Annotated in this window: 14 protein-coding genes; all 14 read left to right on the top strand. The window is 48.1% G+C overall.

Annotation, left to right across the window (positions count from 1 at the left end; genetic code table 11):
• Nucleotides 1–101: 101 nt before the first annotated feature.
• The 14 genes from ACFVRY_RS17675 to ACFVRY_RS17610 all read left to right on the top strand — a co-directional run bounded on the left by ACFVRY_RS17675 (nt 102) and on the right by ACFVRY_RS17610 (nt 15343).
• A complete protein-coding gene (locus ACFVRY_RS17675) occupies nt 102–1766 on the top strand; it encodes an ABC transporter substrate-binding protein (RefSeq protein WP_387501575.1) in 1665 nt (554 codons plus the stop codon).
• A 24-nt stretch (nt 1767–1790) separates the two neighbouring features.
• The gene (locus ACFVRY_RS17670; protein ID WP_175372314.1) at nt 1791–2714 is read left to right on the top strand and encodes an ABC transporter permease; all 924 of its coding nucleotides are present in this window, start codon (nt 1791–1793) and stop codon (nt 2712–2714) included.
• Nucleotides 2715–2798: 84 nt separating this feature from the next.
• Nucleotides 2799–3590, top strand: coding sequence for an ABC transporter permease (locus ACFVRY_RS17665; protein WP_483875153.1), 792 nt, complete (start codon nt 2799–2801; stop codon nt 3588–3590).
• A gap of 22 nt (nt 3591–3612) precedes the next feature.
• Entirely contained in the window at nt 3613–5655 is a 2043-nt protein-coding gene (locus ACFVRY_RS17660; RefSeq protein WP_387501573.1) for an ABC transporter ATP-binding protein, read from the top strand.
• Nucleotides 5652–6191, top strand: a complete 540-nt coding sequence (locus tag ACFVRY_RS17655; protein WP_387501571.1) for a GNAT family N-acetyltransferase — start codon at nt 5652–5654, stop codon at nt 6189–6191. Before ACFVRY_RS17660 ends, ACFVRY_RS17655 begins: the two co-directional genes overlap by 4 nt.
• Nucleotides 6192–6202: 11 nt before the next feature.
• The gene (locus ACFVRY_RS17650; protein ID WP_387501570.1) at nt 6203–7510 is read left to right on the top strand and encodes an LLM class flavin-dependent oxidoreductase; all 1308 of its coding nucleotides are present in this window, start codon (nt 6203–6205) and stop codon (nt 7508–7510) included.
• Nucleotides 7511–7662: 152 nt separating this feature from the next.
• Nucleotides 7663–8391: an SDR family oxidoreductase gene (locus tag ACFVRY_RS17645; RefSeq protein ID WP_387501569.1), complete on the top strand. Its 729-nt coding sequence runs from the start codon at nt 7663–7665 to the stop codon at nt 8389–8391.
• A gap of 633 nt (nt 8392–9024) precedes the next feature.
• On the top strand, nt 9025–9861 hold the full coding sequence (locus ACFVRY_RS17640; protein ID WP_387501568.1) for an SDR family NAD(P)-dependent oxidoreductase: 837 nt from the start codon (nt 9025–9027) through the stop codon (nt 9859–9861).
• Nucleotides 9862–10084: 223 nt separating this feature from the next.
• A complete protein-coding gene (locus tag ACFVRY_RS17635; protein WP_387501785.1) occupies nt 10085–10543 on the top strand; it encodes an NUDIX domain-containing protein in 459 nt (152 codons plus the stop codon).
• A 37-nt stretch (nt 10544–10580) separates the two neighbouring features.
• The gene (locus ACFVRY_RS17630) at nt 10581–11282 is read left to right on the top strand and encodes a Crp/Fnr family transcriptional regulator (protein WP_066364668.1); all 702 of its coding nucleotides are present in this window, start codon (nt 10581–10583) and stop codon (nt 11280–11282) included.
• A 19-nt stretch (nt 11283–11301) separates the two neighbouring features.
• On the top strand, nt 11302–11892 hold the full coding sequence (locus tag ACFVRY_RS17625) for a hypothetical protein (RefSeq protein ID WP_387501567.1): 591 nt from the start codon (nt 11302–11304) through the stop codon (nt 11890–11892).
• A 14-nt stretch (nt 11893–11906) separates the two neighbouring features.
• Nucleotides 11907–12686, top strand: coding sequence for an energy-coupling factor transporter transmembrane component T family protein (locus ACFVRY_RS17620; RefSeq protein ID WP_387501565.1), 780 nt, complete (start codon nt 11907–11909; stop codon nt 12684–12686).
• An 18-nt stretch (nt 12687–12704) separates the two neighbouring features.
• Nucleotides 12705–14456 (top strand): ABC transporter ATP-binding protein, encoded by a 1752-nt coding sequence (locus tag ACFVRY_RS17615; RefSeq protein ID WP_387501564.1) that lies wholly within the window; start codon nt 12705–12707, stop codon nt 14454–14456.
• On the top strand, nt 14453–15343 hold the full coding sequence (locus ACFVRY_RS17610; RefSeq protein WP_387501563.1) for an MBL fold metallo-hydrolase: 891 nt from the start codon (nt 14453–14455) through the stop codon (nt 15341–15343). Before ACFVRY_RS17615 ends, ACFVRY_RS17610 begins: the two co-directional genes overlap by 4 nt.
• Nucleotides 15344–15555 lie beyond the last annotated feature (212 nt).

The following is a 15555-nucleotide window of genomic DNA, read 5'->3' as shown; positions in this document are numbered from 1 at the left end:
TGCGTGAGGGAGTGAATATAATTGATCACAAGTTGAACGCGCGGTCAACTTGTGATTTAATTCCATGTATTCCTATGCGAAAAAACACAAGGGGTGTAACCATGAATCTTTCTTTTCCTAAGTTTAAGTGGGCCATCGTCATGGCTATTGGATTTTCATTAGTGGTTTCAGGATGCAGCAGTGGTGACAAGAATGCTCCTGCTAATACAGCATCAACGAATGAAGCTCCAGCATCTACTCCTACTGAGGGAGGGGAGTTAACCTTCGCACTTGCGGGCTCTCCGAGTACGCTGGATGTCGGGGTCACCTCTTCTGACATTGACTTCCGGGTTGGCCGGAATATATTTGATAGTCTGGTGGGCGAACTGCCGGATCATACAATCAAACCTTGGCTGGCAGAGTCCTGGGAAATTTCAGCAGATAAGAAGAGTTATACCTTCAAGCTGCGTACAGACGTTACTTTCCATGACGGTACACCATTCAACGCAGAGGCAGTCAAAGTCAATTTTGACAGAAGCGCTGATCCTAACGGGAAGTCCGTTTATGCGAAACAATTGCTAGGACCGTACGAGTCTTCCGAGGTCATCGACGAGTCTACCCTTAAAGTGAATTTTAAAGAACCGTTTACGCCTTTCTTAAGTAATCTGGCTAAATCCACTTTGGGCATTCAATCGCCAGAGTCCTTTAAGAAGTATGGCGACCAAGTGGGTCAGCATCCTGTAGGAACCGGTCCGTTCAAGCTGGCCTCCTGGGTTGCAAATTCCGAGATCGTCTTGGAGAAAAATAGCGATTATAAGTGGCCTTCACCGGCAGCGGAACATAGTGGTCCAGCTTATTTGGATAAAATCGTGTTGAAGCTTATTCCGGAAGAAGCGACTCGCGTCAGCAGCTTGCAAAGTGGTCAGGTGCTTGCCGCCGAATCTATTCCGGCTCAGAATATTGTCGCATTGGAGAAAGACCCTAATTACCAGATTCAGAAGGCTTTGCTCCCAGGTGCTACTTTCCAGCTCACCTTTAATAATGAGAAAGCACCATGGAATAATGTGAAGCTTCGCCAGGCGATACAATCTACTGTCGATATCGATGCGATTGTGAAATCTCTGTACCTTGGCACATTCCCGCGGTCATGGAGTCCATTGTCCTCCTCAACCTTAGGCTACGATTCTTCCCTGGAAGATTCATATAAGGTAGATATTCAGCATGCTAACCAATTGCTTGATGAAGAAGGCTGGAAGTTAGGTGCGGATGGTATCCGCGAAAAAGACGGTAAGCCACTGGAGATCAATTATATTGATATCACCGGCAATAGAGAAAAACGCGGGGACATCATTAAAATGGTGCAGCAGCAAGTGAAGCAAATCGGTGTGAAGATGAATGTTTCGATTATGGCTGCGGGCCCTTATGTTGATGCACTGAAAGCTGCCAGCTATGATCTAGTCGGCCACAGCTTTGCTGGTGGAGATCCTGATATTTTAAGAACTATTTTCTCCAAAGCGAACTGGTCTACGAATGAATATGCGAACTCCAACTTTGCTCGTTTCTATGATCCGCAGATTGAGCAGCAGTTAACAGACGCTTACCAAGAAGCCGATCCGGAAAAACGGATTGCGACTTATAAAGAACTACAACAATACTTTGTGAAGAATGCCGTTTCTATTCCTGTATATGTGTTCCCATACACCATTGCAGAAAGTAAGAAAGTTAGCGGAATTACATTTGACTTCCCAGGGTATCCGCAATTCTATGACGTTGCAGTCTCGAAATAGGCAGCAGGAGGGAGACGGGGAGAAATGCTTAGAACTATTCTTTACCGACTACTAGTCTCCATCGTGGTCTTACTCTGCACCATAACACTTGTGTTCTTTCTTCTTCACCTCCTGCCGGGAGACCCGATCAATATTAAAATTGCTGGAAATCCGGTATCCCCGGAGGTTGTGGCCAAGCTGAAGCATGAATTCGGCTTGGATCAACCGCTCCATAAACAGTACCTCCAGTATTTGGGCAAGGTATTCCGGGGAGATTTCGGAAAGTCGCTCGTGGATAATGAACCTGTGATGACCAAACTCATGGCGCAGTTCCCTGCAACGCTATGGTTAACGCTTCTAAGCATGGCTATATCTATAGTGTTTGGCGTGTTGCTAGGCGTTGTGTCGGCAGTGTACCGACATCGCAGTCTTGATCATCTCATTCGGCTGCTCAGTATCTTCGGCATTTCGATGCCGACGTTCTGGGTAGCTATTCTTCTTGTTCTCCTCTTTTCCGTTAATCTGCAATGGCTTCCGGCTTCAGGCGTAGGCGGGTTTCAGTATCTCATCCTCCCGGCAGCGACGATGGGCATTGTTGGCTCAGGGCTAATTGCTCGCATGGTGCGAGGCAGTATTCTGGAAGTGGTGCATGAACCCTTTGTAAGAACACTGCGCGCGAAGGGGCTGCCGGAGAGAAGCGTGATGTATCAGCATGTCCTGCGTAATGCACTCATTCCAGCGGTAACGATGATGGGGATGCTCCTCGGAGAACTGCTCGCCGGTGCGGTTGTTATTGAATCTGTGTTTGCAAGGCAAGGCGTAGGCAGAGTAATCCTGGATGCCATTTTGGCAAAAGATCTGCCTGTAGTCCAAGGGGCGATTCTGCTGACGGCTTCAATCTATATTCTGGTCAATCTATTGGTCGACTTGTCGTATGCAATCATTGATCCAAGGATTCGCCAAGCCTAGCTTGCATGTATAAAGGCAAACCATGAGCCAAGAAGAAAGGGAACGAATAAGGTGAACGCTAAACGAAGTCTTTTTTCAAGAGCAATGATAACCGTTTCCGTGCTGATGATTGCCTGTCTGGTGCTGTTTGCACTTGTTCCTGGCTGGATTGCTCCTTATTCTCCTACCGAGATGAATGGTGCAGCGATCTTGCAGGCACCCGGCGGGAGCCACTTCCTCGGAACGGATTATTTTGGACGAGATATCTTAACCCTCGTTATCTATGGTAGTAGGGATGCTTTGATCATCGGAATCTCTGCGGTGCTGCTCGGTGGAGGGATTGGCGCATTGATCGGTGCTATTGCCGGGTATAGCGGGGGGTTCATCGATGCTGTGCTGATGCGTCTTATTGATACACTGATGACCATCCCAGGAATTCTGTTGGCACTCACGGTTTCGGCGGTGCTGGGGCCAAGTAAATTTAATTTAATCATCGCTGTCAGTATTTCGATCATTCCTAGCTTTGCTCGCGTGCTACGCGGACAGGTGCTAACGATTAAGAATCGCACATTCATTGAAGCGGCGAGAAGCATCGGTACCTCACATCTTAGAATTCTCTTCTCGCATATTGCGCCGCATGCCTTTTCCTCCTTGCTGGTCATGGGGACGATCGGCGTAGGCAGTGCGATCTTAATGGGCTCAGGACTCAGTTTTCTTGGACTTGGGAGTTCGGAAGAAATTCCGGATTGGGGAAGTTTGCTGTCAGAGGGACGAAGCTATATTTCGATGGCTTGGTGGATTGCGACGTTCCCTGGTCTTGCCATTACTTTGCTAGTGGTGTCGATTAACTTTCTAGGGGACGAGTTACAGTCTGCAATTGGCCCTCGAAAAGGTTGAAAGAAAGGAGGACGCATATCCCATGAACAATGTACTCGATATTAAGGGGCTGTCCGTTGATTTTATGACACCGCAAGGACCCCGAAATATGGTGAATGATATCAGTCTAACCATTGCTCCTGGGGAAACGCTAGTTTTGGTAGGAGAGTCTGGGAGCGGGAAGACGGTGACGTCTCTATCTGTTATGCGGCTCATTGATTATGACAATGGACGTATCGCCCAAGGTTCTATCCAGTTGAACGGACTCAATCTGGCAGAACTAAACGCCCGTGAGCTGCGGGAGCTTCGTGGCCGGAAGATAGCGATGATCTTCCAAGAACCGATGACGGCGCTTGATCCTATCTTTACGATTGGTCATCAGATGATGGAGATCCTGATTCATCATGGGCTGGCCACGAAGGAGGAAGCGCGGAACCGGGCGATCACTTTGCTTGACCGGGTGGGTATTGTCGATCCGGAGCTCCGGATGAAGCAGTATCCACATGAACTGTCGGGAGGCATGCGGCAGCGTGTCATGATTGCGATGGCTCTGTCCTGCGGGCCGGAACTGCTTATTGCCGATGAACCCACGACAGCGCTAGATGTCACTATTCAAGCCCAGATCCTGCAGCTTCTGCAAGAACTGAAGGAAGAGTTCAACATGTCGATTCTGCTGATCACGCATGATCTAGGGATCGCTGCAGAAATGGCCGATCGGGTCGCAGTCATGTATGCGGGTAAATTGGTAGAGGTCGCTGATGTTGACTCCCTTTTTGCGAAACCACAGCATCCTTACACACGTGGACTGCTGCAATCGGTTATGACGTTACAGAGTGATCGTACGAAGCCGCTTTATCATATTCCGGGTTCTATTCCAAGTCTATCGGATCTGCCGCGAGGCTGTCGTTTTCATCCACGCTGTGCATTTGCTACGGATCAGTGTCGCTCTGAGGAACCGCCTGCTGTTACGGATGGTACGAACATGGTTGCTTGTTGGCATGCCGAAAGCATCTCAGCACTTCCACTGGGAGCGGAACGGCAGACTGATGAACAGGATGCGCAAAACGTTATTGTTCAGTCCTATACCAATATAGGCGATCCAGAAGTCCTTATTGAAGCGCAAAACGTGACTAAAAGCTTCAACACGGGCAGAGGATTTTTATCCAGAGGCAAGCAAGGTGTTCGTGCAGTGGATGAAGTGAATTTACAGATTCTAAGAGGGGAAACGTTCGGCCTCGTTGGGGAGTCTGGTAGTGGGAAATCAACACTGGGGCGCATGATGCTTCAACTAGAGAAGGTAACTTCAGGTCAAATCCACTGGGAAGGACAAGACTTGGCCGAGACGAAGAGCAAGGATTTAAGAGGTTTGCGCCGTGAGATGCAGATGGTGTTCCAAGACCCCTATAGTTCTATCAACTCTCACTGGAAAGTGGCGGATATAATTGGGGAGCCGCTAAAGGTACATCTTTCGTTATCCTCTAAGGAAAGAACAGAGAGAGTAGAAGAATTGATGACTCTGGTTGGGCTAGAGCCTGCATCGGCAGATCGTTATCCTCATGAATTCTCAGGCGGACAGCGGCAACGTATTGCCATTGCCCGGGCGATTGCGTTAAATCCTAAATTCATCGTCCTTGATGAAGCGGTATCTGCCCTGGATGTATCTGTACAGGCGCAAATTATTAACTTGCTGCAGGATCTGCAGCGAAGGCTCAGGCTAACCTTTCTGTTCATTGCCCATGATCTGCATGTCGTCCGACATTTGTCAGATCGTGTAGGGGTGATGTATCTGGGCCAGCTCGTGGAGCTTGCACCTACAGAAGCGTTGTATGCTTCCCCGGCGCATCCGTATACACATGCGTTATTATCAGCGATCCCTGCTTCGGACCCTTCCGGTAAAAAAGCACATGGGCTGTTAAAAGGGGAAGTTCCCTCGCAGACGTCCCGGACAACAGGCTGTAAGTTTCATCCAAGATGTCCTGCGGCCACTGACAAATGTAGAACAGAAGATCCTGTATGGCAAAATGTCGGAGACCAGCATCTCGTAGCCTGTCATCACCCTATCCCATTTGAAGGAGGCTTACAATGAGCTTATCCAATTCTTCGGAACAGAAGGAATTAATTACGATCCGCAGTGCAGTACCTGCTGACTATGATTTAGTGGTTGAAATACTGTCTCAGGCTTGGGAAAGTTACGCCGTGGCCTACCCTGAAGTCAGAGAATCGCTAAAGGAAGCATTGCGAAAGTATCTGGAGCCAGGTTCTCAGGAGCGTATTGTTGCTGAAGTGGAAGGTCTTATTATTGGAACAGCGGAGATATTTCATAACGCTGCTGAAGCGTACGGTGACATCCAGCAGACGCTTGCAACACCAGTGTTGCGCAGACTAGCTGTTGCACCTGGGTGGCAGGGTAAGGGAATTGCTACACAGCTTATTCATGAGAGTGCGAAGCGAGCATTGAACGCTGGAGCCGGATATTTATATTTGCATACGTCATTGGAAACCAATGCATCCGCTGCGAGATTATATGAACATCTGGGCTTTGTCCGTTCACACGACCAGGATCTTCATCAGGGAGAATACTTCATGGAAGGTTTTCGGCTCGACTTAACAGCTGAACTATAGGAGGAATATCAATGAGCGATCGGAAAATTAAACTGGCAATCAACCTGCGCGGTGTAGGAGGAAGTATGTCTGAATGGAGACATCCTGATGCTAAGGCAGACGCAAGTATAGATTTTGAGCTTTACAAGGAATGGGCACAAAAGGCCGAGGCCGCACTTTTTGATATTCTTTTTATTGCGGATGGTTTGTATATCACGGAGCAGTCGCTGCCTCATTTTTTAAATCGCTTTGAACCGATTACCTTGCTCAGCGCTCTTGCAACTGTAACGAAAAATATTGGCCTTGTAGGGACCGTATCTTCTACTTACAGTGATCCTTTTACCATCGCACGTCAGTTTGCCTCGCTGGATAAAATGAGTGGCGGACGGGCAGGCTGGAATGTAGTTACCTCTGGATTACTTGATGGAGCTGCCAATAACTTCAATGGGAAGCAAGTCCATCATGATGAAAAATATGAATTGGCAACAGAATATCTGGAAATCACTAAGGGGTTATGGGATTCGTGGGAAGACGATGCCTTTGTACGCGATAAGGAGACAGGGGTATTCTTTGATCCTGCGAAGATGCACACTCTGAATCATGAGGGCAAATTCTTTTCTGTCAAAGGACCGTTGAACATTGATCGTTCCCCGCAAGGTCAGCCGGTTATTTTCCAAGCGGGATTGTCGGAACCAGGCCGTAACTTTGCAGCCCAATTCGCCAATGCGATCTACGCTATTCCACAGAGTATCGAAGAATCGATTGCCTTTAGAGAAGATATGAGGGAGAGAGCGGTAGGTTTTGGACGATCGGCAGATGATATTCTGGTGTTCCCTAATATCTCTCCTGTCGTGGGCGCGACCGCTGAGGAAGCTGAGCAAAAATATCAGGAGATTGCAAACCTGGTCACCATCGAACATGCCCTTAACTATACGAGCAGATTCTTTAACCACCTTGACCTCTCGCAGTATCCGCTCGATGAACCGGCAATAAACCTGCTGGAGTTGATTCCGGGTCAGGACGGTACTTTCAAGTACTTTACAGAAGAACTGCAGAGCGGGAAAACGCTCAGACAGCTTGCTTTGGAAGCGACGACTCCGCGTAGTCCATTCATGGGCACGGCTGAACAAATCGCAGACAAATTGCAGGCGTGGTTCGAAGCAGGCGCCGCAGATGGCTTTATGTTCGTTCCCTTCGGTCCATTTGGGCTGGATGATTTCTTAAATGAAGTGGTACCGATTCTGCAAGAACGTGGCTTATTCCGCACAGCTTACGAGAGTTCTACACTTAGAGAAAATCTGGGACTTAACATACCGAAGAATCGTCACGCTCAATCCTAAAAAACAAGATGTTTTCCCCGTAAATATGGACGGAATTTGAAGGATAGACTGCTGATTATGGCGGCGCTTGACTTGGAGTATACTCCAAGTTGTAGAGTGTGAGTGTCACCAAAAGTATTCAAACAAATTCTATACAGAAACAGGGTAAAACCATGTCACATACAAAGACTGTTCTAATTACCGGAGCTAACAAAGGGATTGGATACGCAGCAGCCAGACAATTGGGAGCCTTAGGATATACGGTCCTGCTAGGCGCAAGAAGCGAGGCAAGAGGAAAGGAAGCAGCAGCGAAGCTGGTAAGCGAAGGTTACGATGCTCGTCACATTGTGATTGACGTTACGGACCAAGGTACGATTGATGCTGCCTCCAAGCAAATCGCTGATGAGTTCGGATCACTCGATGTATTGGTTAATAATGCTGGAGCCTCTTTTGAAGCCTTCGCTTCGCCAAGCCAGCTGGAATTGTCTGATTTAAAGGCAACGTATGAGACGAACTTTTTCGGTGTGTTTGCTGTAACGAAGGCATTCCTTCCTTTGCTGACTGAGGCTCCTGCAGGCAGAATTGTTAATGTATCCAGCGGACTGGGGTCATTGACCTTTATGAGCGATACGGCTGCCGAATACGCTAATTTTAACTTCCTTGCGTACCCAAGCTCCAAAACGGCTGTGAATGCGTTGACGATCATGTTCGCCAAGGAATTTAGAAATACACCATTAAAGATCAATGCGGCTGACCCGGGCTATACCTCTACAGACTTAACGGGTAATCAAGGCCATCGTTCAGCTGAGCAGGCGGCTAAGATTATTACTCACCTTGCGACACTGCCGGAAGACGGGCCTACAGGTGGTTTCTTTAACGAAAATGGCGTGGTGCTTTGGTAAGCTTACCTTTGAAACGTAGACCCTTCACCAGTCGTCTTAACAGTGAAAAAGAGGGGTACCTCCCTAACTAGCCGTTTTAACAGTGAAAAAAGAGGTCACCTCCCTAACTAACCGTTTTAACAATGAAAAAGGGAGCCGCCTTCTCAACTAACGGCATTTTTGCACCTTATTTTTCTTCAATATAGTCAAATGAGGGAAATAAGGGCATTATTGTATCTTGTTTTTCGTAAAGCACGCAGTAAGGGGTTTTCTGGAAGAATTAAAGTACAATATTGCACTTAATCTCCAATAACCCCTAGCTGCAGCAGATTTAAGGTGCGAAAATGCCCTTAATTTACACGTCGATACTTTTTATAGATACTCTCTTTTTTCTGGCTATGTTTGATTTATTAATGCGTTCTATATAGCATCAAGTAGATCAAATAATATAAGGACCCGCGACAGAGCTGATTTTAAAAGGCTATTTCGCGGGTTTTGTTTCCGATCTGTATGATAAATGGTAAGTGATAGCTGGTAAGTTTTCGCAGCAGATTGACTATAACTGAATGATCGTTTATTATACAGAAGTGAGATAAATAGACGATATCAAAGCTGAATCGAAGCCGCGATATTTAATAAAAGGAGAGAATATCAATGTCTAAACCAAACGTATGGTTCATTACCGGCAGTTCCAGAGGTCTTGGACGCAGTCTGACAGAAGTTGTTCTGAAAAAAGGGGATTATGTTATTGCAACTGCCCGCAATCCGCAGTCGCTGAATGATTTGGTTGAACAATACGGTGAGCAGATTCATCCGCTTGCGCTAGATGTCAGTGATGAGCAAGCTGTATCTGCTGCAGTTGAACAAGCCCATCAAGTGTTTGGTCGTTTGGATGTCGTGGTTAACAATGCTGGGTATGGCGATGTCGCTTCAGTTGAAGATGTCACCCTGAATGATTTCCGGGCCCAGATTGATACGAACTTCTATGGTGTCGTCTATGTTTCCAAGGCTGTCGTTCCGATTTTGCGCAAACAGGGCAGCGGGCATATCATCCAGATTTCATCTGTAGGCGGCCGGATTGCTACTATGGGCTTAGCAGCGTATCAAAGTGCAAAATGGGCTGTCGGCGGGTTCTCTGAGGTGCTGGCACAAGAAGTGGCGCCATTTGGCATCAAGGTAACTGTAATTGAGCCAGGCGGCATGCGGACAGATTGGGCGGGTTCTTCTATGACTATTCCACCAATCAGCCAGCCGTACGAAGAGACCATTGGAGCGTTAGCTCGAATGCTGCAAGAGCATTCAGGTCAATTTGGCAGTGAACCTGAGAAGTTTGCTGAAGTCATAAGCGAGCTAGCCTTGCTGCCTGAGGCTCCTCTTCGTTTGCTGCTGGGCCAGGATGCGGTCGATAATGCAGATGCAGCACAGCAAGCTCGCGCGGCAACGGATGCCAAGTGGCGCCAAGTGAGTGAGACGGTAAACTTCTCTTCCTAAAATGAAGAGATCAGTTTTATGAGTGATGAATAATAAAAGTTAATCATAGAGGACATCCTGATTTTGGAGCTATATTCCAGTCGGGATGTCTTTTTTTATGTTTAATAGTCATTTTACGAAACATGTCATGTTATTTAACACTACTAGACAATTGTCCTTTTTTCGTGCGAAAAAATCTCTAAAATAAGAGTCAAATGAGGCAAGCGAGTGGAGGTGAGAAGAGATCGAACAGAAGCGAATTAGAGAGTTTACCGCTACGGTCTATGTCCTGAATGAAGAACGCAACGCGCTCTTATTCACACGGAGGCGAAAACCGCCGTTTGTCGGGTGCTTTTTCCCGCCAGGTGGGCATTTGGAGCCGAACGAGACGCCGGATGAAGCAGCTGTCAGAGAAGTGTGGGAAGAGACGGGTTATCACATTCGGCTTGTGTCGGCACATGAAGAGAGTCATACAGAGTCTGGTGTAGTTCCGTTGGCTTTTCCAATCAAGATTCAGCTTGAGCGTATTGATGATCAGCATGACCATATTGATTACATTTATGTTGGAGAAATCATTCGCAGAGCGCGGACGGAAGCCGAGGAGGAGTGGATTTGGCTGGAGGCCATTCAATTGGACGAAGAGCCGGTGCCGGTTGCAGTTCGAGAAATCGCCAAGCGAGTCTTGCAAGATCAGATGCGCTAGGGGAATAATAGCTGTAAAAAGGTAATGGAGGCTGCAAATGGACAAGTCAGTCCTACTCAACTTGATGAACAACTACAGATGGCTGCATGACATGCTGGAACACATGCCGCCGGAACTGCTTGTCCATTGGGAACTATGGCGCTATTATCCTGAAGAACTGGTATGTGAGCAAGGCGAGCATCCTGTTGTCTTCTTCATCGTTATAGAGGGGCGCTTGAAAGTAGAGCACATACTGGAAGATGGCACGATCCTCATTATTGCCTATCTTGATCCAGGGCAGATGATCAGTGATATCGAAATTGCGTTAATGACACCGTACGTCTGCCGCATTACCGCTGAGATGCAGTCTTCTACACTTGTGCTGAAGAAGGATATATACCAAAGATGGCTGCTGGCGGATAATCATTTCTTACTGTACTTAACGAAACAATTAGCCGGGAAGCTGCATGAGACGGTGCGCAAATCCATTGACCATGTGTCGATGTCCCTTAGGCACAAGTTGCTCCGCTATTTATATGGACAGGTTGAGCATTTCAACTTTAACCAGCAGGCATCATTTATCATTCCCATCTCTCGTGAAGATATTGCCTCCCAGTGGGGAGTGACGCTGCGCAGTGTGAACCGGGTGCTCAAAGAGCTGAAGGACCGGGAGATTATTTACGTAGATAAAAACCGGATTATCTGCAATGAGTGGAGCCGCTTTTTATTGAAAAAAGAATTAACGGACATGGAAAAATAACATCTAAGGAGTGTTTGTTGTGAGCCAATTGACTTCCATGCAATCAGGATTACCGAAAAGAGGGGTGACCGCCCGTCATATTGTGGCGATGGTGATCAGTGCGCTGATTTTTGGAGCGACCATTTATATTTCCCGGTTTGTCCCTATCAAGTTAGGTACGGTTCAAGTGCTGTATCCTGCGGCGATTTTCGCCCCGCTGTTCGGGGTTTGGTTTGGCGTTTGGGGTTCGGCTGGACTTGTGGTCGGCAATATTCTATCTATGGTTGTGGTTGGTATGAATCCGGCCATCTATCCTCTAGCCTTGCTTGCCCAGTTCATTATGGGGTTCGTTCCGGGGATCGCTTTCCGCAAAGTCCGGTTTGAAGGCGCGAAGGATCGTATTGTTTTCATCGTTACCGTCACGCTGGGGATGTTTCTGTCCACGATACTAGTAGCACTGAATCTGGTCCTCATTCAAAAGATTCCTGGCAATGTCGTATGGGGCACCATTTGGCCTTGGATGCAGGTTAGTAATACGCTCGCTGCAGCCATCTTCAGCCCGCTTCTGTTCGCGTGGATGTCTGACTATATGAATAAATCCGGCTTGTTTTTCAAAAGGTTCCTAGGCTGACGGAGGTTACACTTATGCAATTGTATTATCCATCGAATTCGCTTCTGCACTACTTGCACGGCTTTACGAAAATATTAGTCTTTGGTTTACTCCTTACCTTTATTCCGCTCTTTATGGACCAGCTCATAAGTCTGACAGGTCTGCTGCTGGTGTGTTTGGCATTATTCATTTATATTCGTCCTTCACGATGGCATTGGCTGCTGCTGGTTCCCGTACTGATCCTGTCATTCACGATGAGTTTGTCTTACTTTCTGTCCGACGCAGGTGGAACGCTATACTTTCAAGCGGATTTGGGGTATTGGAAAATCATAATTTCTTCTGGTAACATCGCAGTTTCGCTAAAATTCATGTGCCGTATGCTGATCTGGTGTTTGCTCTTCTTCCTGATCCTGTTCACGACCTCTAATGAAGATATTGTTATGGGGCTGAAAAAGTTCGGGTTGCCTGAATTTGTTACGTTGTCCGTATCCCTTGCGCTGCGTTACTGGAGCCTGATGATCTTCGACGTCAAAACGGTGATGGACGCGCAATACGTGCGGGGCGTCGATTTTCGCTCAGGCAGTCTGTATGCCCGTTCTGTCCGGTTCGCAAGTACGCTTGTTCCAGTCCTGTTCGTCTTCTTGAAGCGATTCCGTACGACCAGCTTCGCTCTGACACTCAAGGGGGCAGGGCGGAAGAACAAGCGGACTTACTATTACAATCCCAGGATTACCGGAATCGACAAACGGGTCATCCTGGCAGGGGGACTGCTGTTTATCACCTGGCTAGGGCTAAGATGCTTCTTTACTTTATAACAACGGAGGAGAGTCAAGATGATCCGTTTCGATAATTACAGCTGTACGTATTCGTCGGGAAAGCCGATGCTGCATCAATTGAATTTGAACATTACTCCAGGCGAATTTGTGTTTGTCACTGGGCCGAGCGGCGGCGGGAAGTCGACGCTATGCTTTTCAATCAACGGATTAATTCCGCATGAAACGGAAGGCTCCACTTATCAGGGCAGTGTGACAGTAGACGGGAACCGGGTACAAGATGTCTACCCGAACGATCTTGTCTCTGTAGTCGGGACGGTGCTGCAGGACCCGGAGTGGCAGCTCGTCAGGGGGACGGTGAAGGAAGAACTGACTTTTGCGCTTGAAAATATGGGCTTCTCCGCTGAAGAGATTGACCTGCGGCTGGAAGAAGTTGTGGAGAGAGTGGAGATCCAGTCGCTGCTGCTTCGCTCCACACTGGACTTGTCCGGCGGACAGAAGCAGCGGGTGGCTATTGCCGCTTGTCTGATGACGAAGCCGAAGGTCATTGTACTGGACGAGCCGACTGCGGAGCTTGATCCACTTGGCAAAGAAATGGTGCTGGAGACGATTCGCCAGTTGCACCAGGAATGGGGGTATACAATCGTCTTTGTTGATCATAATCTCGATGTGTCTATGCCCTTTGTCGACCGGGTAATCGTGGTAGCAGATGGGAAAATCGTAGCGGATGCTCCGCCAAACCGTCTATACGACGAACCGCTCGTCCGGGAATGGCTGCCGATGCCGCAAGTGATTGAACTGGCACGTAAGCTGGGTGTGAAAATAGAAGACGAGCAGTACAGGGACTGTGATCCGTTGTCAGTGGAAGAGCTATGGAAGGCTTTGTACAACAGAGGTATTGTTCGCCCTGAACCTCCCAGGCAGGAGAGTGAACGTATGTCTGAAGGCGGGGTGGTACCTGCTGGTGAAACGCTGCTGGAGTTGAAGAATATCACGTTCCGCTACCGTAAGCAGGAAGATGAGATGACTATCAAGCCGCTGAATCTCAAGATCGGCAGAGGCGAATTCGCAGCAGTTATTGGCCGTAACGGTGCGGGCAAATCTACTTTGTGTAAGCTGATTACGGGCCTCTTGAAGCCGCATGGTGGAGAGATGCTGATTCACGGCAAGCCCTCCAGAGAATACCGGGCTGACCAGCGGGCGCGTCATATCGGCTTTGTTTTTCAAAATCCGGATTACCAGTTCGTTCGGCGTACCGTATACGACGAAGTTGCTTATGGCTTAAGCGTGCAGAAGCTGCCGGCTTCTGAGATTGAGGAACGTGTCATGAAAGTGACAAAACTGCTGCAAATCGATAAGTATTTGGAGGAGCATCCCCATTTCTTAAGCCGGGGAGAGCGGCGCAGAGTAGCGATTGCCTCCATACTAGTGATGCAGCCGGAAGTGATTATTCTGGACGAACCGACGACTGGACTTGATTCCGTACGCTGCCGGGAAATGATGGATTATATTGCTGAGCTCTGGCGCCAAGGCCATACCATTATTATGCTTACGCATGATATGCGGGTTGTAGCAGACTATATTCCGCGCACGATTGTACTGTCGCAGGGACAGATTGTGTGGGATGCGCCTACTCGTGAGGTGTTTTCAAAGGGGAAAGAGCTGGAGCGTTATCATATTACGCTTCCGCCAGTGGTTGAGCTGTCGCATATCTGGGGTTGGACACCGACTGCGCTGACCTCTGATGAGTTGGTGAAGGCTTTATCCGCTGCGGTTCTGCCAGAGCCGGCTTTTGGCGGAGGTGTAGAATGAACCAGGAATTTCGCATCATGATGCTCGGCGTCGGCAACGGATTCGTGAAGTCTACTTATCATAACAATGCATTGCTGGAAGTGGAGGGTCACCGATTTCTAATTGATTGCGGAGCACTGGCTTGGCACAGCTTGTATGAACTTGGACTCGGATTTGAGGATATTGATGGCATCTTTATTACACATTTGCATTACGATCATTGCGGAGGGCTGGATGAAGCCGCATTGTACGGAGCCTATGCAGCCGGACGCAAGATGAAGCTCTGGCTACCGGCTCCGCTGCAGCCCATTTTATGGGGACAGCATTTACGTGGAACTTTGGAGAATGCGGCTGAAGGAAAAATATCTTTAGCGGACTATTTTGATATACAGACCGTAGAAGAAGGGGAGATTTTTTGGTTAACGGCTAGCAGCGGTGATGGTGACGCTGAGGGAAAAGTCGGTATTTTAGCAGAGGCTGGCAGTGTGAAAGAACCGGGTATTTTGGTTGATGCTGGCAGTGACAGTAAAGCCGGTACTTTGGTTCATGCCGGTGAGGCTGCAGACCGCCCACTCCTCGCCATGCGCTGGATGTCTACACATCACGTGCCCTCCAAGTTCAGTTGTTCGCTCGTGATCGATAATCGCTTCTTTTATAGCGCAGATATGGTGGCGGACGCAGACCTGGTATCCAGACTTCATCAGCAAGGCATCACGGATTTTTACCACGATTGCAGCTTTGATTCCAGTCCCGTCCATGCCAGCTTCCAAGTCTTATGCCAATACCCTGGAGCTATTCGCCAGCATACCTACTTGATGCATTACGGCGAAGCACCGGCAGGTCTTGGGGAAGAAGCACTGTGCGGAATGAGACTGCTTAAGCAGCATGAATGGCGCGTATGGTCATAAAAGAAGCAAGTTAATAAAGATAAACGAGAGAAATAATAAGCCTATATAGATTGAACTGAAAAATTTCAACTAAGGGGAACGGAATGGAGGAAAAGTTTGGAACTGAAGGAGCGTGAGCGACCGCCTTTGTCTCCGGATTTTATCCGCGAATAGCGGTACAATCCCAAGAAATCTGGAGACAACAGCGGCCGAAAGTCCAAACATTTTCCGCA

The sequence above is a fragment of the Paenibacillus sp. NPDC057934 genome, from assembly GCF_042887565.1.
GTDB lineage: Bacteria > Bacillota > Bacilli > Paenibacillales > Paenibacillaceae > Paenibacillus_AQ.
This window is presented reverse-complemented; position numbering and strand designations above follow the sequence as displayed.

Excerpts from the sequence above, each read along its gene's own strand:
- ACFVRY_RS17645 (WP_387501569.1), top strand. The coding sequence starts at position 7,663 with ATGTCACATACAAAGACTGTTCTAATTACCGGAGCTAACAAAGGGATT.
- ACFVRY_RS17620 (WP_387501565.1), top strand. The coding sequence starts at position 11,907 with ATGCAATTGTATTATCCATCGAATTCGCTTCTGCACTACTTGCACGGC.
- ACFVRY_RS17675 (WP_387501575.1), top strand. The coding sequence starts at position 102 with ATGAATCTTTCTTTTCCTAAGTTTAAGTGGGCCATCGTCATGGCTATT.
- ACFVRY_RS17655 (WP_387501571.1), top strand. The coding sequence starts at position 5,652 with ATGAGCTTATCCAATTCTTCGGAACAGAAGGAATTAATTACGATCCGC.
- ACFVRY_RS17615 (WP_387501564.1), top strand. The coding sequence starts at position 12,705 with ATGATCCGTTTCGATAATTACAGCTGTACGTATTCGTCGGGAAAGCCG.
- ACFVRY_RS17610 (WP_387501563.1), top strand. The coding sequence starts at position 14,453 with ATGAACCAGGAATTTCGCATCATGATGCTCGGCGTCGGCAACGGATTC.
- ACFVRY_RS17640 (WP_387501568.1), top strand. The coding sequence starts at position 9,025 with ATGTCTAAACCAAACGTATGGTTCATTACCGGCAGTTCCAGAGGTCTT.
- ACFVRY_RS17650 (WP_387501570.1), top strand. The coding sequence starts at position 6,203 with ATGAGCGATCGGAAAATTAAACTGGCAATCAACCTGCGCGGTGTAGGA.
- ACFVRY_RS17630 (WP_066364668.1), top strand. The coding sequence starts at position 10,581 with ATGGACAAGTCAGTCCTACTCAACTTGATGAACAACTACAGATGGCTG.
- ACFVRY_RS17665 (WP_483875153.1), top strand. The coding sequence starts at position 2,799 with ATGATAACCGTTTCCGTGCTGATGATTGCCTGTCTGGTGCTGTTTGCA.
- ACFVRY_RS17670 (WP_175372314.1), top strand. The coding sequence starts at position 1,791 with ATGCTTAGAACTATTCTTTACCGACTACTAGTCTCCATCGTGGTCTTA.
- ACFVRY_RS17660 (WP_387501573.1), top strand. The coding sequence starts at position 3,613 with ATGAACAATGTACTCGATATTAAGGGGCTGTCCGTTGATTTTATGACA.